Consider the following 20692-nt stretch of genomic DNA (forward strand, 5'->3'; position numbering starts at 1 on the left):
GCAACGGGCACGCTAACACCTCACACGCGCCCCAGCCATGGTGTGTCCTCGGGCGCGAGCAACACTTGGCACCCGCGCGCCCGGATGGTCTGACGCCGCATCCGCCGCCCGGCCTCCACCAGACGCGCCTCGGCGGCGGCAATGGTCTCGCGCTCACCGCGCCGGTCGGCATCATCGAACACGACCACGCCGCTCGGACTCAGCGCCGCAGGGATGACGTCAAGCACCCCCGCGCGGCCAAACCTCCGAGCCCCGCCAGGCCCATCAACCAAAACCAGGTCAAAGGGCTCCTGAAGGATCGTCGGCGGCAAACGGTATGCCGGAAAGCCGTTCCGCCCCCATCGGCGCATCTCCACAGGACACAGGTGAACCGCATGCCTCACCCGTCCACTGATGTCGGCATGCCAACCGGGATCCCCCTCGATGGTGTGGACTTCCATCGGATGGGCCGCGCCCAGCGCATCCAACAGCAGGGAGGTCTGGCCAGCCCCCAGGTCAAGCACACGGGCCGGCTGGTGCAACTGCACGCACCGCAGCGTCAGAAAAAGCATTGAAGCGTTCGCACCGGCCCCGAATGGCCGATAGATGAAGGGAAGTTCAAGCTCACGCAGGGCGTCCCGGAACAGGTCCAGAAAGACCAACTCGTCAATCACCGGCCCGAGCACGCTGGCGGAGCGGTTGCGAAGGTAACGGGTCAGGCCCATGGAAGCTCCTCGGATCAATCCTGAATACGGTGATGACCCCGCCATGGGCCATCTCCGACGGCGGAGGGCGGACGATACCGCTCGCACCCACCCCCGCCAAGGGAATCCTTCGGACGACCCGTGCCGCTCCTAGGGAGCGTTGCATGGGTCCTGAATCACGCAACACGCTCCAATTCTTGGATTGTAGACAAACCGTCGTCGCGATCCGATCCGGATCGCTCGGAAATGGGTCTCGTTCGGCATCGCCGCCCAAGCCCCCCTTGGGAGTCTTTCGGCCAACCCACCTTTGCCACATTCGAGCGATAGGGTTCGGCCAATGATCGACCTAAGCGGCCGCCGCGAACCGTCAGGCGTCGCGCTCCGCCACGCGAGACGAGGAGAATGAGGGCATGATCCGGTCCACGAAGCCGCGCCGCGTCTGGTGGCGCTCCGATGTCCTGATCCCCGTTCTGATCGGCCTGTGGGCGTTCGGGCTGGGCTTGGCGGCGCCCATCGCGTCGGCCCGGGCCGACGATCTGCCCGCATCCGCCTCCCCTCTTGTCACACAGATGCATCAGCAGGAGCGGCTGAGACCACTGTCCCGGGACGCCCGGGCCCACGCGCGAGACCTGCTGGCGCGAACCCCGAACGACGACTCCTGGGATCTGCGCCGGGACGCGCTGGACCGCTACAGCGCGGCCATCCAGCACGACCGGGACCGCGACGCCATCCGCGCCCTGGAGGACTATATTGATGCTGGCGGTGACCAGGATTCGGATCGCTGGCGTTCCCTGGCCGTGCTCCGCCTCAAGCTTGACCCCCGATCGCGCGACGGCGTGCTGGCTGCCTGGACCGCCTTCGCCACAGCCAACCGCGACAACGACCGGACCGCAGCCCTGACGCTGCTGGGAGAGGTGGCGGCCCACGTTGGCGACCGGTCACTGGCGATCACCTTTTATCAGGCCGCGCTGGCCTATCTCGACGATGCCGACACCCGGAACCGGCTGGCCGACCTCGCGGGCAGCACTCCCGTGCTGGCCAAGATGACGGGCCGCATCGAACAGGACGTGCCCGAGATCTGCCTGACGTTCACCGCCGAGACCGTGGACGACGGTTCGGTGCGTTACGAGGATTTCGTGGCCGTCGACCCCACCGAGGACCTCGTGGCACGGACGGACGGCGGCGCGCTGTGCGTCTCGGGTTTTCCCCACGGGTCCGAGGTGACCGTGACGACGCGGAAGGGACTGCCTCTGGCCGGCGGAGTCACATTGGGAGAAACCCAGGACTGGGGGATCGAAATTCCCAACCGCGCTCCACGCGTGGCCTTCGTCGGGGACTCCCATGTGCTGCCGGCGCGCGGCGGTCAGGGCCTGCCCCTGGAAACCGTGAACGTCGAGCGGGTAACCCTGGAGATCTACCGCCTGCCCGCACGCGGGTTGGCGCGGGCTCTGAACACTCGCGACGTTTTCCAGAACCTGGCCGGCTGGGCGGCCAGTACCCTGCGCGAGGAAACCGGGGAGCTGGTGTGGTCCGGTGAGATGGACACGCCCTACGAGCCCAACCGTCAACGCCGCAGCGCGGTGCCCTTCGCCGAGGCGGTGCCCAACCCAGAACCGGGCCTGTACGCGGTGACGGCGACCATCGCTTCGCGACCGCCCGAGCACTGGCAGGATCGCCCGACGCAATGGGTTCTGGTCACTGACATCGGCCTTCAGACCTTCCACGGCGACCGCGAGGTGATGGTTGCGGCGCGCTCGCTGGAAACGGCCCGGCCGCTGCCCGGCGTCGAGATCGCTCTGATCGCCCGCAACAACGACGTCCTGGGCACCGCCGTGACGGACGCCGACGGCCTCGCCCGCCTGCCGGCCGGCCTGCTGAAGGGCGAGGGAGGCAACAGCCCGTCCCACTTGGCCGCGACCCTGGCGAACGGTCAGGACGGCGCGTTCCTTGACCTGGGCCGTCCGGCGCTGGATCTGTCCGACCGGGGAATCGGCGGGCGCGAGGCGCCCGGCCCGCTGGATGCCTATCTGTACCTCGAACGCGGCATCTACCGTCCGGGTGAGACGGTCGAACTGATGGCGCTGCTGCGCGACGACCGCGCGATGGCCGTCACCGGCCTGCCTTTGACGCTCAAGGTCATGCGCCCGGACGGCGTCGAGGTCCACCGCGAGGTGGTCACCCCCGATTCCGGCGGTGGCGCGCATGTGCGCCTGCCGACCAGCGACTCCGACCGGGTCGGCGCCTGGACCGTGACCGCCCACGCCGAGCCGGAGGGACCGGCCATCGGCCGCGCAACGTTCCAGCTTGAGGACTTCGCACCCGCCCGCATGGAGGTGCTGCTTGCGGCCGCCGAAAACGCCGTGCTGCGCCCGGACGGAACCGTGCCCGTCGGCGTCGAGGCCCGCTATCTCTACGGCGCCCCGGCCGGCGGTCTGGCCGCCGAGGCCGAGATGATCCTGCGGGCCGAGCCCCAGCCCTTCGGCGACACGTTCAAGGACTTCTCGTTCGGTCTCGCCGACGAGCGGTTCGAGCCGTGGCGCTCGGATCTGACCATCGCCGACACCGACGACCAGGGCCGCACCCGGGTCGAGGCGATGCTGGATGAGGTCCCGGACACCACCCTGCCCTTGTCCGCGCTTGTGCGGGTGACCGTGCTCGAACCCGGCGGGCGGCCGACCAACCGCGCCGTCTCGGTCCCGGTGCGCGTGCGCGACTCCCTTGTCGGCCTGGACCCTCTATTCGAGGGCGGCGCGACAGACGAGGATAGCCGCGCCGAGTTCCGCGTGCTGGCTGTGGATGCCAGCGGCGAACCGCTGGCCAACCGCACCCTGCGCCTGATCCACTATGCCGAGGACTGGGACTACCAGTGGTACCAGGAGGGCGACGGCTGGCGCTATCGCGCGGTCGTACGCGACCGCCGGCTTGACTCCCGCGACCTGACCACCGGCGTCGACGGCCTCGTCGAGGTTTCCCTGCCGGTGGACTGGGGCCGCTACCGCGTCGAGGTCGCCGACATGGCCAGCGGCGCCGTCTCCAGCCTGCGCTTCCGCGCCGGCTGGCGGGTGGCCGGGCCGGGCGCCCAGGACACCCCCGACACCCTGCGCATGACCAGCGAATCCGACACCTATGCCGTCGGCGACACGGCCCGCGTGGCGCTGGACCCGCCGTTCGCGGGCGAGGCCCTCGTCACCGTATTGGGGCAGGACGTGCTGGACACGCGCACCGTTTCCGTTCCGGAGGACGGGCTCGTCGTCGACCTGCCGGTCACCGAGGCCTGGGGCGCGGGCGCCTATGTCACCGCCACCCTGTTTCGGCCGGGCACCGACACCGCACGCGGCCCCGGCCGCGCCGTGGGTGTGCAGTGGGTCGCCGTGGACATGGCCGACCGCACGCTTGATGTCACGCTTGACACGCCGGAGACGATGCGCCCGCGCGGGCCGCTGGAGATCCCGATCTCCGTGGCCAATGCCAGCCCCGACACCCGGGTCACGGTGGCCGTGGTCGATGAGGGGATCCTGCAACTGACCGGATTCCAGACGCCGCGTCCGGACGCCTTCTACCACGGCAAGCGCCGCCTGGGCGTGGAACTGCGTGACGCCTACGGCGCGCTGATCGACGGCCGCGACGCCACCTTTGGCCGGTTGCGCACCGGCGGCGACGCGGCCGGACGCCATGCCCCAGGCCTGCCCGACAAGACGGTCAAGCCGCTGGCGTTCTTCTCCGGTCCCGTGGACCTGGACGACGACGGCCGCGCCACCGTGCGCGTGGACATTCCCGCCTTCAACGGCCGCGTGCGCGTCATGGCGGCGGCCTACGACGCGCGCGGGGTCGGCCACGGCGAGGCCGACGTGACCATCCGCGACCGCATGGTGTCGCTGGTCACCCTGCCCCGCTTCCTGGCGCCCGAAGACCGCGCCGCCCTGCACATCACCCTCGACAATGTCGAGGGGCCGGGTGGCGACTGGACCGTCGCGGTCGAAACGACGGGGAGTGTCGGCGTGGCTTCGAACGGCACCGCTACGCTCTCCATCCCCACCGGCGGCCGCGCCGAGCATGTCGTCACCCTGAAGGGCGACCACATCGGCGGCGGCACCGTGGCCCTATCCATCACCGCGCCCGACGGCAAGGTGGTCGCGCAGAGCTGGGGCCTGTCCACGCGGCCGGCGGCAACGCGCGAGACCCGCGCCGTGGCCCAGCGCCTGGAGCCGGGCCAGAGCCTGCCGGTCGATCCGGCCGTGCTGGACGATCTGGCGCCGGAAAGCGCCAGCCTGTCGGTCAGCCTGTCCACCCTGCCCAACCTGGGGCTGGCGGGTCTGCTGCGCGACCTGGACCGCTATCCCTATGGCTGCGTGGAACAGACCGTCAGCCGGGCGCTGCCGCTGCTGGTGGTCGCGGACGTGGCGGCGGCGGCCGGCATCCTCGATCCGGATGACCCGAAGGACCTGGAAACCCGCGTCGCGGACGCCGTCGCCCGCGTCGTGGCCCGTCAGGACGGCATCGGCGGCTTCAGCCTGTGGGGCGGCGGAGAACGACAGGTCTGGCTGTCCGCCTATGCCACGGAGTTCCTGTTGCGCGCCCACGAGACCGGACACCATGTGCCGGCCTTCGCCCTCGACCGCGCGCTGAACTTCCTGGAAGACACCGTGGTCGGCCTCGACTTCCCGGACGAGGCCCTGCCGGCGCGGACCTACGCCCTGTATGTTCTGGCGCGGGCGGGCGTGGCCGATCCGGGCGCCCTGCGCTACGTCCACGATGCGTACCTGAACCGCATGCCGGCGCCCTTGCCCCGCGCGCACCTGGGCGCTGCGCTGGCCATGATCGGCGACACGAAGCGGGCCATGTCGGCCTTCGACGCGGCCGTTCAACCGTCCGTGCTGCTGTCGTCGATGACCGACGCCGAGCAGGATCGCGATCCCTACGGCTCGGACTTGCGCGATATGGCCACCACCGTGGCGCTGATGGCCGAGTCCGGCATCGGCGACCCGCTGGCCCGTGTCGAGGATCTGGCCCGGGAGCGCATGGCCCGCCCCCATCTCAGCACCCAGGAACAGGCCCGGCTGGTGATGGCGGCCGCCGCGATGCGGGAGTTGCAGGGGCCGTTGTCCGTGAGCATCGAGGGCGCCGAGGCATCCCCCATCGGTACTGGACTGGCCCTTGTCACACCCTCCATTGAGCAGGTGGCCGACGGGATCACCGTGGAGAACACTGGTCCCGGCGTGGTCACCATGCTGGTGAGCGGCGACGGCATGCCGACCCGCCCGCAACCCGCCCTCCAGAACGGTCTGTCGGTCACGCGGACCTTCTACACCCTGGAAGGCCGGCGCATCGATCCGCAGGATGTGAATCAGAGCGACCTGATGGTGGCGCTGATCTCGGGCGAGGCCACCGATCCGACCGCGCTGGGCGACGGGCGCACGCACCACCTGCTGGTGGTCGATCTTTTGCCGGCCGGGCTGGTGCTGGAGAATGCCGCCGTCGGCGAGGGACGGGGAATCGAGGGTATGAGCTGGCTGCCCGACCTTGACCGCACCGACCATGTGGAACTGCGCGACGACCGCTTCGTCGCCTCGATCCCCGTGACCCGAAAGGATCCGTCCTTCACCATCGCCTATCTGGCGCGCGCGGTGACCCCGGGCGTGTTCACCATGCCCGGGGTTTTCGTCGAGTCCATGTACCGGCCCGATCTGCGCGCGCGGGACGCGGCCGATCAGATGATCATTGTCCCGCGCTGACCTTTGCCCCCGCGTCGGCCGCATCGTTCGCGGCCGACGCCCTATCCACCGGAATGGCGATCTCGTTGCGGCGCAGGAAGGGCACGGTCCAGATCGGGTCATAAACCCACGTCACCGGTGGCCCGCTGGCGCGCCAGTCGCTGTGCGCCAGACGGTCGCGCAGAATGCGGGTGTTGCGCCGCTCAGAGGGGGTTGAGCGCCAGCCACTGAAGCGCCGCACGGCCACGTCCTGTGCCGGCAGGGCCACCAGACGCACCCTCGGGTTCGTGGGCTGCGGCGCGGTGTCGATGGTGTAGTCCGCTGGCAGCATGAAGCGGATGAAGCGCGCCTGCCCGGGCTTGTTGGCCATCTCGACCGGCGTGGTCATGGCGATGGTCGCGCCCTCCTCGGGCTCCATCGCCACCGGCACGGTCATCGCGATTTTGCGCGTGCCCGTGTTGGCGCCGGTGATGTAGTCGTACAGCCGCATGAAGGGGCGGCCGCCGCCGTCGCCCATGTCGGTCTCGACGGCCACCCGTTCACCGTAGCGGCGGATTTCCATGGCTTCGCCCAGGCGGGCCTGAACAGTATAGGCGGGTTCCTCGGTCCCGGAACGGTCGCCCAAAATCTGTGAGCCGGCCATCAGTCCTCCTCCGATCACTATAGTGAGACCAACGACGGCACTGACGAGAAGCATGCGTTTCATGACGAGCGTACCCTTCGGGTCATTGCCGTTTCATGCCCCGTGTTACGCCGGCCATGGGAGGATGGATCACGGGGCGACATACCGGCCGACGACAAGATTGAATCATCCGGCCTGGAATCACGATGCCGAACCAACGTTCTTGCATCTTTGCAGTTCTCGCCGCGGCGCCCCTTTGGGCCGCGCGGTTCCGGACCTCCGAAAAAGTCATCCCTTTCGTCGGCGGTATCAGTCAATCCTGCGAGGGTTTGGTCTTCTGCTTGTAATACCGCGTCTGCGGGCTGCCATCCCACACCACGGGCTTTTCCAGCCATTTCTGAATGAACGTCCACGACTGGCGATAGCCGTTGTGCGGCAGGGTGCAGGCCATGCAGTCCTTGCGCTTGATGCCGTTCTTGTCGGTGAACACCTCGTAGGGGCCGGGGCACTCGAACGCGATCAGCGGGCAATAGCAGAACAGACAGTTGAACTCGCCGCGCACGCCCTCGTGGCAGGGTAGAAAGGGACACCGCGTGTTGGTGAAGCCCTTGAAGCCCTCGTTGGTGGTCGTGTCCTTCGGCTGCATGGCCGCGTCTCCCATATTCGGAGTCCGCCCCGGCATATGGGCCCTGAACCGGGGCCTGAAAAGACGGGGGGCCGCATCCCGGTGTCCGGAACGCGGCCCCTCGCCGATGGACTCGAACGCCGGAGGGCGCTCGACAACATTTGACGGTTTGGCACATCGTCGTCGCGATCCGTTCCGGATCGCTCGGGATTTGCTCTGGCTACTTGCCCCGCACGTATTTCTGTTCGTGGCGAAGGCCCATGTACAGGGTCACGCACATGGCCAACAGCACCAGGGTGAACGGCAGGCCGACGGTGATGGACGCTGCCTGCAACGCGCTCAGGGCACTGGCCCCACCCACGAACAACAGGACGGCGGCGATCACGCCTTCCATGACGGCCCAGAAGATGCGCTGAGGCACCGGCGCGTCAAGCTTGCCGCCAGCGGTGATGCTGTCGATCACCAGCGAGCCCGAGTCCGACGAGGTGATGAAGAACACCAGCACCAGACAGATCGCCAGGAACGATGTCACGGAGGCCAGCGGCAGGTTGTCCAGCATCTGGAACATGGACAGGGTGTAGTCACCGATGCCGCCGGCCAGCTCGCCGACGCCGGCCTTGACCTGCTCGACGCCGGTGCCGCCGAACACGGTCATCCACACGATGGTGACGGCCACCGGCACCAGCAGCACGGCGGTGATGAACTGGCGTACCGTGCGACCGCGCGAGACGCGGGCGATGAACATGCCGACGAACGGCGACCACGCGATCCACCAAGCCCAGTAGAACACGGTCCAGTCGTGCATGAAGGAGCCGTCCTCACGACCCCACCACTTGCTCATGGGCACCAGGACCTCGGCGTAAGACAGCGAGGTCAGCAGAAAGCCCTTGAGGATCGTCATGGTGGACGCGGTCAGGAACACGAACAGCAGCAGCAGCAGCGCCAAGCCCATGTTGATGTTGCTGAGCACCTTCACACCGCCGTCCAAGCCACGAATGACCGAGATCACCGCCACCGACGTCACGCCAACGATAATCGCGATCTGGGTGTTGATGCCGGACGGAATCCCGAACAGGTATTCCAGACCACCGGCCGCCTGCTGGGCACCGAAGCCCAGCGACGTGGCCAGACCGAAGATCGTGGCCAGCACGGCGATGACGTCGATGACGTTGCCGAACCAGCCCCAGGACTTGTCCTGCACCAGCGGATAGAACGCCGAGCGGATGGTCAGCGGCAGGCCCTTGTTGTAGCAGAAGAAGGCCAGCGACAGCCCGACCACGGCATAAATGGCCCACGGATGCAGGCCCCAGTGGTACATGGTCGCGCCCATGGCGTTGATCTCGGCCTCGGGCGTGTTGGGCTCAACGCCGAGCGGCGTGCCGAACCAGTTGGTGTAGTAGCCGACGGGCTCCGCCACGCTCCAGAACATCAGGCCGATGCCCATGCCGGCGGCAAACAGCATCGCGAACCATGACATCAAAGAAAATTCTGGCGTGGCATCATCACCGCCCAGTCGGATGCTTCCGACCGGCAGGAAGATGAGAACTAGGCAGAAAATCACAAAAATGTTGCCGGCGGCCAGAAACAACCAATCGAAGTTATTGATAGACCAAGCCTTGGCGCCATCAAAAACTTCCTTGGCCTGGTCTGGAACCAGCAAGGTGCCGACCACAAAAGCCAGGATCAGAAGCGCGGAAACCCAGAACACGGGGTTATGAATGTCCATCCCCATCGCCTGGATATTGTCCTGACCGACCTCGTATTCAGTCTCGTAGAGTTGCTCCGGTGGTGGTGACATTGTTCAGCTCTCCCATTGCGCGGTCCTTGGTCCAGCAACCGCTTGGTGGTGTCAGAGCGAGAAAGAACCTGACGTCCTTTTTCTCAGTGTTTCCTTCGTGTTGACCACTGGTGCCCGGCGAAGGCGTCTCCCGGCTTCGCCAGCCATACCCGACCTTGCGACCTTGCGTCCGACGACAGCGCCCGACTCAAGGCCCGCCATACGCCGAACGCACGTCGACATCGGCCCTTGCGGGCTTTGTCGATCTCACCCCGATGCAAGGGTGGGGACGGCTGCGGTGACGGGAAACCCGCCCGATCCGTGGTCCGGCAGGACCCGACACGGAAGCGTGGGCTATCATGCCCCTGGCAGATCCGGCACGCCCTGTCCACTGGGGCGGACATACCGGGACAACCCGCACTGATGGCCAAGGGCACATCATCCGGCGGACGGCAGACCCTACCCAATCGAATGACGGGACGCAACCGGACGGACGAAACAGCAACCGTCACCCCGTCAGAACCCGTCGGATCGTGCCGTAAAGTTCGTTCAGACTCAGGGGCTTGCGCAGGATGGCGTCGGCCATGTCGGCCAGATCGCCAAAGGTCGCATCCCCCTCCACGGCAAACCCGCTGGCCAGAATGATCGCCAGATCGGGATGCGCGGCTTCGGCGGCGCGCAGCAAAGCTCCGACGTTCCCGCCCGGCATCGCCACATCGCTGACCAGCACATCGTACTGCGCTTGATCAAGGGCACGGAGCGCCGCCGCCACATCACCGGCGACCGTCACACCGCATCCCTCCTCGCGCAGGAAGTCGGCGATCTCGGTCGCCGCCTCGATTTCATCCTCGGCCAGCAGCACCCGAATTCCACCCGTCCCGGACGCGTCCCGATCAGGACGTTCCGTTGCGTCGGAACCAGCCGACAGGTCACCGCCCGCACCGGAGCCCGCCCGGGCCAAATCCAGACGGGCGCCCCGCAAGGCCCCCTGGTCGTCCACCAGCATCATCAAATGCCCGTCCAGACCGGCCAGAGCCAACCCGGCCAGAACGACCCGCCGCGACAGGGAAAGATCGGGCACCACCGGCATCAACGGCAGTCCAAGGCGCACCACGTCATCGCGGGCCATATCCACGCTCAGGCGACCATCGCCGACCACCGCCGCGTCGGAATCCACCCGCACGATGAGTGACCGGACGCTGCCTCCGCGCACAGGGCGCTCTTCCAGGTCCGCGTCGCCGCCCAGGGCATCAGCCAACACGGTCATCACGGCAAAGGCCACCTGGAGAAGAAGCACGGGCTCGCCCCACACCCCGGGGGGATCGGACGCCGCGATCACCTCCGCCTTCAGGCCGGCCGCCCGCAGGGGCGAGCGTGCCAGAACGGCAGCCCGGTTGATGACGGCGGCGATATCCACGACCTCCAGATCGGCGGCTCCGTGGATGGCAGGCGCCCCCTGGACCAATGACACCGTCTCGAACAACGCCTCGGCCTGATCGGCCAAGCGGGCGAATCGCTCGGCTGCGGATGCGCTGTCCGTGGCGGAGGTGCCGTCCTCCGCCTCCAGCGCCGCCCGCTCCGCCGTCAGTCGGATGATGTTGAGAGGCTGGCTCATCTGGTGCGCCAAGGCCCCGCCCATCTCCCCAAGCAGGGCGTGACGCGCCATCACCGCCATCATCTCGTCGTAGGCCGCCCCATCACCGCTGCCTTGGCCGGACTGCTCCTCGGTCAGTCGGCAGGGCCACAACGCATACAGAACGGCGCCCCCGTCCCCGGCCGACGGCGAGAGGGACCGTGCCCAGAACCAGAACGGTGCCAGTGTCCCATCGGGCAGCGGCAGATTGACCCAGTCGCTCTGATACTCCCGCGCAAGCGTTGGCAAACGGCCGGACCAAGCACCGGGATCCGCCTCGTCGGAAACCCCAAGCAACCGTCGCGCCCGTCGGTTCATGTCGAGCGGACGCCCTCCGGCATCGGCGATCAACACGGCCTGTGGCACGATGTCCAGCGCCGCGGCGCGCACGGCGTCGGTTGGTCCTGTCCTGTTGTCCCGCTCCGAGTTCGACATCTCCCCCCCTCGACGGATTGGGCCCCCAACAACGCCGCATGGCACGGATCGGTTTCATGTCCCGACCGGGTGCTCCTAAATCCGATCCCGCCGACCATGGCCCGATCCACGCCGGGCGTCCAGTCCCGACACGGAGGACCAGCACCATCCCCCATTGGCGTTCGCGTGATCGTTGACGGCTGCGGCCGGGTTGGTCACAGTGCGCCCATGATGCCAAACCGTTCCGATCCTGACGTCTTTCACTCTCGGCCGTCCTCCAAACCGCCGACCCAGCCTTCGCGGCAGGACCGCAGCGCGGCCGCGCTGCGCGCCAATCTGGCGCGCCGCAAGGAACAGGCGCGCGTCCGTTCCTCGCAAGGCCCGGGCGTGGTCCCGTCCCACCCATCCGGGTCGGACCCAGACGGAGAGTCCGCCTGATGGCCGTCATGCACGACACCTGGATCCGCGAACGCGCCACCCGCGACGGCATGATTGAACCCTTCGTGGACCGCCTGGAACGCGCCGGCGTCATCTCCTACGGCCTGTCGTCGTACGGTTATGACGCCCGCGTGTCCGGCGAGTTCAAGGTCTTCACCAACGTTGATTCGGCGGTGGTCGATCCCAAGGCGTTCTCCGACAAGAGCTTCGTGGACCGTCATGTGGACGATTTCGTCATCATTCCCCCGAACAGCTTCGCGCTTGCCCGCACGGTCGAGTATTTCCGCATTCCGCGCGACGTCCTGGTGATCTGCCTGGGCAAGTCCACCTATGCCCGGTGCGGCATCATCGTGAACGTGACCCCCCTGGAACCGGAATGGGAAGGGCACGTCACGCTGGAGTTCTCCAACACGACACCGCTGCCGGCCAGGGTCTACGCCAACGAGGGGGCTTGTCAGTTCATCTTCCTTCAGGGCGCCGAGACCTGCGCCGTTTCCTACCGCGACCGCAAGGGCAAGTATCAAGGACAGCAAGGTGTCACACTCCCGCGCCTCTGACGATCTGCTGATCGACCTGCCACACGAACCCATCTCGACCAGCCGCGCGCCTCAACAGGGGAAAGCTGGCATCATGGACTGCATCCGTATCGAGGGCGGCCACCGCCTGGACGGCACGATCTTCATCAGCGGCGCCAAGAACGCGGCGCTGGCCTTGATGCCGGCGTGCCTGCTGTCCGACCGGCCGCTGACCCTGACCAACGTGCCGCGGCTGGCCGACATCGCCTCCATGATCAGCCTTCTGGGGCTGCATGGCGCCTCGGTGGATGCTGCCTTCGACAAGGGCGACGCGGACACGACCGACCGCCGCCTGACCTTGCACACTCGCACCATCGCCGACGCCACCGCGCCCTACGACATCGTCCGAAAGATGCGGGCGTCCGTCCTGGTGCTGGGACCGCTTGTGGCCCGGCATGGCCACGCCCGTGTCTCCCTGCCCGGCGGCTGCGCCATCGGCACCCGTCCCGTCGATCTGCACCTGAAGGCCCTGGAGGCGCTGGGCGCCGAGATCATCCTCGACGGCGGCTATATTGAGGCCCGCGCCCCCTCGGGCGGGCTGCGGGGCGGCACCATCGTCTTCCCCTGCGTCACCGTCGGCGGCACCGAGAATGCCCTGATGGCCGCCACGCTGGCCCGGGGCGAAACGGTGATCGAAAACGCGGCCCGCGAACCCGAGATCACGGACTTGGCGACCTGCCTGAACGCGATGGGCGCGCGCATCGAGGGAATCGGCACCAACACCTTGCACATTCAGGGTGTGTCCAGCCTGACCGCGGCGACCCATGCCATCCTGCCCGACCGGATCGAGACCGGCACTTACGCTCTCGCTGCCGCGATCACGCGCGGCCGTTTGCATCTGAAACAAACGGATGCCGATCTGTTGCGGGCCGTACTGGAACACCTGGAGGAAGCGGGCGTGTCCGTCACCCCGGCCGACGACGGCTTCATCGTCGATGGCCGTGACAGAACCCCGCGCGGGGTCGACGTCATGACCAAACCCTACCCCGGCTTTCCCACCGACATGCAGGCCCAGTGGATGGCACTGATGGCCACGGCCGACGGGGCCTCGATGATCACCGAGAGCATTTTCGAGAACCGGTTCATGCACGTCCCGGAACTGGCGCGCATGGGGGCGGACATCAACATCCACGGCGGCTCGGCGATCGTGCGCGGGCGCGCGCGGCTGTCCGGCGCCCAGGTCATGGCCACCGACCTCAGGGCCTCGGTCTGCCTGGTTCTGGCCGGACTGGCCGCTGAGGGTACGACCACGATCAACCGCGTCTATCATCTTGATCGCGGCTATGAGACCGTCGAGGCCAAGCTGGCCGGCTGCGGCGCGGCCATCGAACGGGTCCGTGGATAAGAGGGGCGGCGGTCGTCCGCATCGGCCCTATGCGCCGTTTCCGGTGGCCCGCGCATCGGTGAAGCCGATGACGGCGATGATCTTGCGGCCGGAGTGATCGAAGATCGGGAAGCTCACCCGCCGATACGACCACGACCCGGGAAGGCGGATTCGGTGCACAAGCGGCGTCCGTTCGTGCGCCGCCAGAGCAAAATGCGCCGTGATCATGGCGCCCAAGCCCTGGGATGCATTGACCTCCAGCAAGTTTCGCCCGATCAGCGTTTTCCGGGTCACGCCGACCGGTATGCGCTGGTGCGGGCCGACGAATCCGACCCGGAATTGCTGGTCCTGCATGCCGTAGATTCCGGCCAGATCGAACAGCGACGTGTCGGCGATGTTCTGGATCGTGGCATCGTCGACGATCCCACCAGTCTGTTCCCAGATCGTGTAGAATTGCGCGCCTCCCGCTGGCGCCTCCTGGAGGTTGCGCCGCTCGGAGCGAACCGTGTTCGCGTTGGCGGCTCCGTCAACGTCATCCCGTCCGGCTTCCAGGCTGAAGGCCCGCATCTGTTTGATGCGGGTCAGTTCGGCCCAGACCTGCCACAGGTTGGCACAACAGAAGCTCGCCCAGCCGGTGATGAAAACCCGCATCACGACCCCTAGGCGCGGGACGTTCTGGTCCAGCCATGACATCAGGCTGTCACAGGCGTGATCGCTGACCATGATGGCGTGGCAATGGACGACCAGGGGCTGGTCGGCGGCCTCCTCGATAATGATCCAACCCAGGTCCCGGATCACGTACTCCGTCACCGGCTGGTCGATCACCGTCATGCCAAGCATGCGCCGGACACCGTCCTCCGGTGAAACCAGGGGTTGGGTTACGGTCCCCGTATCGGTCACGAACCGATACTGGCGCGAAGTCCCGGCAAGCGCCCGGATGACCTGAACCGGATCCTCGCCGCCACCCGCCTGGCATATGCTGAGCGCAACTTCGGCATCCTCCAGACGCCGGCGCTGTAAGGTCACGCCAAGTTCCCGCGCCCACGGCTCGTCACCACAGACTTCAACAATGAAAGCGGTAGGGTCGCGGGCCGCACGCGCAACAAGACAAAGGTTCGCGATGGTAGGGTGACCACCTTTACTCAACCAGGCCTTCACCGTGCTAGGATTTATTCCCGCCTGTGAAAGCCTGTGCGCCGCAACGTTTCCGGTGCCAAATTCCCGTTTCAGCGCCGCCTGCCAACGCTGGGTGAAAGTTTTGTCCCAATCGGAGATATCTTTGGCGTGCTTGGGCATTTACAGACTTCAGAATACGTCATGGGGTGGAACGACGGCTCATAACGCTCCGGAGACCCAACCGGATAGGGGGAGACCAATGGACATCAGCGAAGAAATCCATGAATTGAGCACAAAGCTCGGTGATCTCCTTTCGGAAGCATTGCGCCTGCAGGCCAGTGCCCGCCAAAAGGGCGACACCGAGGCCATCGAACGCATCTCCGCCTTCATCGCCGGTATGTCCGCGACCGAGCAGGCGTGCCTGCACACCGATCAGGGCGCCGGCGCCTTCATGCTGTCCCGTCTCGACGAAAATCGCATTCACTAAGGTCTAGTCCTTCTGGGCCGGCAAGAGCGAGACGAGGCCAGATTGGATCGGAACTCAAGCGACATGCCCATCTGCGTGGACCCGCCGATATCGATCAGAGTACCACGTTTTTTCACTGTGCGGCGACAAAGGCCGCAGGCCACCAGAAGTTCTCATTTTGCACCCGTCACTGTTCAGCCGGCTTTCGCTGGGTGTCTGACAGGAGCCCCACGCGCGGATCGGACTCCCTCCCCTGGATAGGGGAGGGCTGGGGTGGGGTTGATGCGAAAGGAGAAAGCGGCGCGACTATCAACTCGCTCCCTTCCCAACCTCCCCCCGAAGGCTATCCGATTCACACAACTTTACTCCTGCTCGTCATTGCGAGGAGCGAAGCCCAAATAAAATATATGGGGCAATCCGGGGCGGATACTTGCGTTTAGTGCCCTGGAGTGCTTCACCCTCGTCTTGCGACGAGGGTTCGCACGCAGGAATCCCCTCATTTCTTAAATATGCAATTAAATCAACAGGTTATCGCGCAGGCCGATGTCGTGAAACCCATTGATTTTGCGGCCCTTTTCCGAAATGCGGGGATTCCTGAGGGGTTCGCAATGACGAGTCACAGTGTCGCGCGAGCGAAGAGCCGCCGCTTCGGCGGGACGACGTGTGAATATGATAACCCCGAAGGGAGGAGGAGTCCGAGCGGTGCTGTTCCGTCCTTGGTCGCCCAGCCAAAATGAGAACTGCTGGCAGCCCCCCGTTTCGCAGGAAAGACGACTCTTTTCAGTCCGAATCGGCGGCGTGCCCGCAATGCGATGTCAACGATGCGCCGCTATTTGAAACATCATATAACAGTTCTCTCTGATCGCCCCGTTGGACAGGGCGCGTTCACCCGGCGCCCGGCGGCCTGTTCGCCCCCTTCACGGCCGCGACGAAGCGGGCCAGCGTGTCGGAAATCACGCCGCGTTCGAGCCGGACGTCCACCAACTGGAACCGCCCCGTGTCCCGATGCGCGGCGGCCAGCGCGGCCCTCAATTCGGCCCGTGTGCTGACCGCGTACCCGCGCCCCCCCATGACGTCCGCGAGCCGGGCGAATGGCCAGACATCAAGGTCATGGCAATGGCCCTCCGGCTGGAAGGTGCGCAGCATCTCCCAACTGGCGTTGTTGAAGACCACCACCAGCGGCGCCCAGCCGTAGCGAGCGCAAACGCCCAACTCCCACCCCGTCATCTGGAACGCACCGTCGCCCACCAGCACCAGCGGACGGCGCCCGCTGGCGGCCTGAACACCCAGGCCGGCTGGTACCCCGAAGCCCATGGTGGCGTAGTATCCCGGCGCCACCAGCGGCGTCTGCACCATGTCCATGGCCGTGAACAGGCAGTCGCCCATGTCGGCCGCGACCGGCATCGGCCCATGTTCCAGCAGCAGGTCGTTCAGGCCAGCGGCGATGTCGCGCGGCGTCACCGGCGCGTCATCAGCGATCAGCCCGAGCGGCGGCTCCGGCAGGGCGGCCGACGTGGTCAGGCGCGGATGACCGGGGGCCCGTTCCAGCAGGGCATCAATCAGGGCGCCCAACGGCACGTCCGGATAGGCATGAAAGCCGATCCGCACCGCCCGATCAGCCGCCAGCATGGCACCGCGCAAATCGACCCGCGCTCCCGACACGCCGAAGTTGGTGTCAGACATCAGCACACCCAGCATCAGCAGGCCGTCTGACTCCTCCACAACCCGGCTGACCTCGGGCCGGCCCGCCAACCCCATGTACGGTCCCACGACATTGGCCCGGCTCTCCGCCAGCAGCCCCCGGCCCATGAAGGTCGTGGCCACGGGAATGCCCAGCCGATGGGCCAGATCCGCCACCCGCTCCTCCAACCCGAAGCGGCGTACCTCCACCCCCACCAGCAGCACCGGCTGGCGCGCCCGGCCCAGCCGTTCCATGACCTCGTTGGCGCAGTCGGCCACGGCGGCCGGCTCGTACGGGGACGGCGGCAAGGGCGCAACCGGCGCACAGGGCGCATCGACGATGTCTCGCGGCACCTCGATGTAGACCGGCCGGCTCTGCTCCCGACAGGAGCGCAGCACCCGGGCGATGTCGGCCGGCGCGCGCACCGGATCGTCCAGCACCGCCTGATCGCAGGTGATCTCCTGGTAGATGCGGAACTGGCTGTCGAGGGTCTTCGCCTGATGATGCAGCAGCAGCCCCCGGGCGCCCTCCTTCACCCCCGGCGCGCCGGAGATCACAACGACAGGCGACTTCTCCGAGAACGCTCCAGCGATGGGGTTGACCATGTTGAGCGCACCGGCCCCGTAGGTCACGCACGCCACGCTAATGCCCTGATGCCAGCGCGCGGCGGCGTCGGCGGCGAAGCCCACGCCCGGCTCGTGCGACAGGGTGTACAGCGGCAGCAGATCGGCGCTCTTCTCCAGGTGACGGAAGAACGGCAGCGCGAAATCGCCGGGAATGCCGAACGCCTCGCGCGCGCCATGCGCCACCAGGGCCTCGATCAGAACGCGGGCAAGGGGCTTGATCATGGGTGGTCGTCCTCGCGAGGCCACACAGGGCGCCGGTTCAATCCCGAAACCGGTGGGTGATGGGATAGCGCCGGTCGCGGCCGAAGGCCCGCAGGGTGATCTTGACCCCGGGCGGCGCCTGACGGCGCTTGTATTCGGCGCCGTTGAGCAGGCGCCAGACACGGCGCACGGTCTCGGCGTCGTGGCCGGCGTCGATCATCTCGGCGACGCCGTGCTCGCCCTCGATCAGGCCGTTGAGAATGCGGTCGAGCACCGGATAGGGCGGCAGACTGTCCTCGTCCTTCTGGTCGGGGCGCAGCTCGGCGGTGGGCGGCTTATCGATGACGCGTTCCGGCATCACCGGGCCGTCCGGCCCCCGCATGCCCTCGGGCCGACCGTGGTCATTGCGCCAGCGGCTGACGTGAAAGACGGTGGTCTTGTAAACGTCCTTGAGGACCGAATAGCCGCCGCACATGTCGCCGTACAGCGTGGCGTACCCGACGCTCATCTCGCTCTTGTTGCCGGTGGACAGCACCATGGGGCCGAACTTGTTGGACAGCGCCATCAACGTCAGACCACGCGCGCGCGACTGGATGTTCTCCTCGGTCACGTCCGGGTCGCGCCCCTCGAACAGGCCGCCCAGCATCTGCTCGAAGGCCCTCATGGCCAGGCCGATGTTCACCGAATCGTAGCGCACCCCCAGCGTGCGGGCGCACGCCTCGGCGTCCTCCAGGCTTTCGGGCGAGGTGTAGGGCGAGGGCATCATGACGCACCACACCCGCTCCGGCCCCAGGGCATCCACCGCCACCGCCGCCGACAGGGCGCTGTCGATGCCGCCGGACAGGCCCAGGATCACCCCGGGGAAGCCGTTTTTTTCCACATAATCGTGCAACCCCGTGACCATCGCCCGATAAACGGCCTCGTCCTGACAAGGCTGCGGGGCCATGGGCACGGCGGAACAGGTCCAGGCCGCCCCGCCGCCGTGTGGTCGCGTCCAGGTGGTGGTGACGATGGCCTCCGACCACGACGGCAGGCGCCCGGCCAACGCGCCGTCGGCGGCAACGACAAACGACTCGCCCTCGAACACCAACTCGTCCTGGCCGCCCACCTGATTCACATAGACCATGGGCAGACCGGTTTCCTCAACGCGCGGACGGGCCTCACGAAGGCGCTGATCGTGCTTGTCCACCTCGAACGGCGAGCCGTTCAGGACGAGCAAAATCTCCGCCCCGGCCGCCGCCAGATGTCCCGCCACCTGTGGCCCCCACATGTCCTCGCACACCATGATGCCCAGGCGGGCGCCGTGCAGGGTCACCACGTCGGGCATCGGCCCGCGCGAGAACACCCGCACCTCGTCGAACACGCCGTAGTTCGGCAACAGGTGCTTGAAGCCCAGGAAATGGATCTCGCCGCCGTCCAACAGCAGAGCGGCGTTGCCCAGCTTGCGCCGACCGTCGTCCAGGTCGGTGAACCGCCACGGCGCCCCCACCAGCAAGGCTGGGCCGCCGTCTCCGGTTTCCGCCGCCAAGGCCAGTACAGCCGCCTGGACCAGATCCAGGAACGCGTTGCGGTAGACCAGGTCCTCCGGCGGATAGCCGCTGATGACCAGTTCGGGGAACACAACCAGATCGGATCCATCCCGAGATGCCACGTCCCGTGCGGCGCGCACGCGGTCGGCATTGCCGGCGATGTCGCCGACGGTCGGGTTGATCTGGGCGAGCGTGATGACGAGGCGATCCTGTCGATCTGGCATGCCGGGTCTCCGTACCGAATGAACCAGTCATACGGCACCCGGCGCGGCCTCCGCCAGAGACGATTTGCCCATCCGCCCGGGCTTTCAGAACCCGCTCGCCGCTGTTTCCGGCACCGGCCGCAGGGCGCCCGGCGGCAGGTCCATGATGGATGGATCAACCGGCGGCGCGGCGTACCCCGGCGCTGGATAGGACGGCGCGACAGCCCCGGGCACGGCATACCCGGGCGCGGCATACCCGGGCGGTTGGGCATATCCCGGTGGTCCGGCGTACCCGGGTGGCACGCCAACCGGCCCACTGGCATAGGGCGGCGCATAACCCGGCGGCAGCGGGTACGGCGACGGCAGGTCACCCGGTGCCACCGACGCGGGCGGCGGCGCGGCCAGCACCGGCGCCGGCCTCGCCACGGCCGCTGGATCGGCTGGAACCGGCGGCGGGGGCAGTTCCCTCGAAGGGGCCGGCGCGATCGGAGCGACGCGCGGCATCGGGTCAAACCCCTGCATGGGCATGGCCGCCGACGGCGCGCCGGACACCTCCCCCATCCCGGTCGCCTGAGCCACCTCCGCGAACAGGCTGTTCCGCGTCGCGGCGTCGAGCCGCCCCGCGCCCACCAACGCGTTCAGGGCCGAGCCGATCCCCTCCACCACAGCCAAACGGCCGGCCGCGTCGGGTCGCGCCGCCCGCGCGACACTGCCCATCATCGACAGCGCGGCGGGCGCCGATTCGGCGCGTTCCAACGCCACCGAGCGGGCCGCCGCGTGGAGGGCATCGGCCGGCGCCGACATCACCACCTGTCCCGGGGCCAGACGGGCATTCATGGCCGCCAAGACATCGGAGAACAGGGCCGCGTCGTCCGCGTGCGCCGGACCGGCAAGACCGGCGAGCACACTCAGCAGCGCCGCGAATCTTCCGAACAAAGTCCGTCCGACCATGTGGCCCTCCCCTGCCCCGACGCCCCATCCCCCATCACGGACGAGGAACACCGCCACGACAGCCCACAACCTTTCTACGGTCTACAACTTTACGCCACCCTGCCCGCGCGGTAAACG

Annotated in this window: 13 protein-coding genes; 4 read left to right on the plus strand and 9 right to left on the minus strand. The window is 67.3% G+C overall.

The genetic code is table 11. The features are described from left to right. Positions 1 to 20: 20 nt before the first annotated feature. Positions 21 to 704: an O-methyltransferase gene (locus BLS85_RS02730; RefSeq protein WP_092781667.1), complete on the minus strand. Its 684-nt coding sequence runs from the start codon at positions 702 to 704 to the stop codon at positions 21 to 23. A 389-nt stretch (positions 705 to 1093) separates the two neighbouring features. Here BLS85_RS02730 and BLS85_RS02735 point away from each other — a divergent pair, with 389 nt between their 5' ends. Beyond that, the gene (locus BLS85_RS02735; RefSeq protein WP_092781670.1) at positions 1094 to 6415 is read left to right on the plus strand and encodes an alpha-2-macroglobulin; all 5322 of its coding nucleotides are present in this window, start codon (positions 1094 to 1096) and stop codon (positions 6413 to 6415) included. On the opposite strand, the gene BLS85_RS02740 is transcribed toward BLS85_RS02735, so the two are convergent. From BLS85_RS02740 to BLS85_RS02755, 4 genes are all read right to left on the minus strand, one after another. Beyond that, on the minus strand, positions 6399 to 7037 hold the full coding sequence (locus BLS85_RS02740; RefSeq protein ID WP_176793291.1) for an SOUL family heme-binding protein: 639 nt from the start codon (positions 7035 to 7037) through the stop codon (positions 6399 to 6401). The genes BLS85_RS02735 and BLS85_RS02740 overlap by 17 nt on opposite strands. A 292-nt stretch (positions 7038 to 7329) precedes the next feature. Beyond that, the gene (locus tag BLS85_RS02745) at positions 7330 to 7662 is read right to left on the minus strand and encodes a cysteine-rich small domain-containing protein (protein WP_092782157.1); all 333 of its coding nucleotides are present in this window, start codon (positions 7660 to 7662) and stop codon (positions 7330 to 7332) included. Between the two features lie 199 nt (positions 7663 to 7861). Then, positions 7862 to 9439 (minus strand): BCCT family transporter, encoded by a 1578-nt coding sequence (locus BLS85_RS02750; RefSeq protein ID WP_092781676.1) that lies wholly within the window; start codon positions 9437 to 9439, stop codon positions 7862 to 7864. 487 nt (positions 9440 to 9926) lie between these two features. Continuing rightward, a complete protein-coding gene (locus BLS85_RS02755) occupies positions 9927 to 11486 on the minus strand; it encodes a PAS domain-containing protein (protein WP_092781679.1) in 1560 nt (519 codons plus the stop codon). A gap of 416 nt (positions 11487 to 11902) precedes the next feature. Here BLS85_RS02755 and dcd point away from each other — a divergent pair, with 416 nt between their 5' ends. After that, positions 11903 to 12460, plus strand: coding sequence for a dCTP deaminase (gene dcd / locus BLS85_RS02760; protein WP_092781682.1), 558 nt, complete (start codon positions 11903 to 11905; stop codon positions 12458 to 12460). Between the two features lie 73 nt (positions 12461 to 12533). After that, positions 12534 to 13823: a UDP-N-acetylglucosamine 1-carboxyvinyltransferase gene (murA, locus tag BLS85_RS02765; RefSeq protein WP_092782160.1), complete on the plus strand. Its 1290-nt coding sequence runs from the start codon at positions 12534 to 12536 to the stop codon at positions 13821 to 13823. Between the two features lie 27 nt (positions 13824 to 13850). Here murA and BLS85_RS02770 read toward each other — a convergent pair whose 3' ends face one another. Next, positions 13851 to 15098, minus strand: coding sequence for a hypothetical protein (locus BLS85_RS02770; RefSeq protein WP_143027067.1), 1248 nt, complete (start codon positions 15096 to 15098; stop codon positions 13851 to 13853). Positions 15099 to 15177: 79 nt separating this feature from the next. Between BLS85_RS02770 and BLS85_RS02775 the strand changes: the two genes are divergently transcribed. Continuing rightward, positions 15178 to 15405, plus strand: coding sequence for a hypothetical protein (locus BLS85_RS02775; RefSeq protein WP_092781688.1), 228 nt, complete (start codon positions 15178 to 15180; stop codon positions 15403 to 15405). An 864-nt stretch (positions 15406 to 16269) separates the two neighbouring features. On the opposite strand, the gene ipdC is transcribed toward BLS85_RS02775, so the two are convergent. From ipdC to BLS85_RS02790, 3 genes are all read right to left on the minus strand, one after another. Beyond that, positions 16270 to 17913 (minus strand): indolepyruvate/phenylpyruvate decarboxylase, encoded by a 1644-nt coding sequence (gene ipdC, locus BLS85_RS02780; RefSeq protein ID WP_176793293.1) that lies wholly within the window; start codon positions 17911 to 17913, stop codon positions 16270 to 16272. A 37-nt stretch (positions 17914 to 17950) separates the two neighbouring features. After that, positions 17951 to 19645: an NAD+ synthase gene (locus tag BLS85_RS02785; protein WP_092781691.1), complete on the minus strand. Its 1695-nt coding sequence runs from the start codon at positions 19643 to 19645 to the stop codon at positions 17951 to 17953. An 84-nt stretch (positions 19646 to 19729) separates the two neighbouring features. Further along, the gene (locus BLS85_RS02790) at positions 19730 to 20575 is read right to left on the minus strand and encodes a hypothetical protein (protein ID WP_092781694.1); all 846 of its coding nucleotides are present in this window, start codon (positions 20573 to 20575) and stop codon (positions 19730 to 19732) included. Positions 20576 to 20692: the final 117 nt, after the last annotated feature.

The organism is Rhodospira trueperi (genome assembly GCF_900101965.1).
Taxonomy (GTDB): Bacteria; Pseudomonadota; Alphaproteobacteria; order Rhodospirillales; family Rhodospirillaceae; genus Rhodospira; species Rhodospira trueperi.

What these genes read in the sequence shown, in the direction of transcription:
- BLS85_RS02730 (WP_092781667.1), bottom strand. Translation starts at nt 704, where the DNA reads ATGGGCCTGACCCGTTACCTTCGCAACCGCTCCGCCAGCGTGCTCGGG.
- BLS85_RS02735 (WP_092781670.1), top strand. Translation starts at nt 1,094, where the DNA reads ATGATCCGGTCCACGAAGCCGCGCCGCGTCTGGTGGCGCTCCGATGTC.
- BLS85_RS02740 (WP_176793291.1), bottom strand. Translation starts at nt 7,037, where the DNA reads ATGGCCGGCTCACAGATTTTGGGCGACCGTTCCGGGACCGAGGAACCC.
- BLS85_RS02745 (WP_092782157.1), bottom strand. Translation starts at nt 7,662, where the DNA reads ATGCAGCCGAAGGACACGACCACCAACGAGGGCTTCAAGGGCTTCACC.
- BLS85_RS02750 (WP_092781676.1), bottom strand. Translation starts at nt 9,439, where the DNA reads ATGTCACCACCACCGGAGCAACTCTACGAGACTGAATACGAGGTCGGT.
- BLS85_RS02755 (WP_092781679.1), bottom strand. Translation starts at nt 11,486, where the DNA reads ATGTCGAACTCGGAGCGGGACAACAGGACAGGACCAACCGACGCCGTG.
- dcd (WP_092781682.1), top strand. Translation starts at nt 11,903, where the DNA reads ATGGCCGTCATGCACGACACCTGGATCCGCGAACGCGCCACCCGCGAC.
- murA (WP_092782160.1), top strand. Translation starts at nt 12,534, where the DNA reads ATGGACTGCATCCGTATCGAGGGCGGCCACCGCCTGGACGGCACGATC.
- BLS85_RS02770 (WP_143027067.1), bottom strand. Translation starts at nt 15,098, where the DNA reads ATGCCCAAGCACGCCAAAGATATCTCCGATTGGGACAAAACTTTCACC.
- BLS85_RS02775 (WP_092781688.1), top strand. Translation starts at nt 15,178, where the DNA reads ATGGACATCAGCGAAGAAATCCATGAATTGAGCACAAAGCTCGGTGAT.
- ipdC (WP_176793293.1), bottom strand. Translation starts at nt 17,913, where the DNA reads ATGATCAAGCCCCTTGCCCGCGTTCTGATCGAGGCCCTGGTGGCGCAT.
- BLS85_RS02785 (WP_092781691.1), bottom strand. Translation starts at nt 19,645, where the DNA reads ATGCCAGATCGACAGGATCGCCTCGTCATCACGCTCGCCCAGATCAAC.
- BLS85_RS02790 (WP_092781694.1), bottom strand. Translation starts at nt 20,575, where the DNA reads ATGGTCGGACGGACTTTGTTCGGAAGATTCGCGGCGCTGCTGAGTGTG.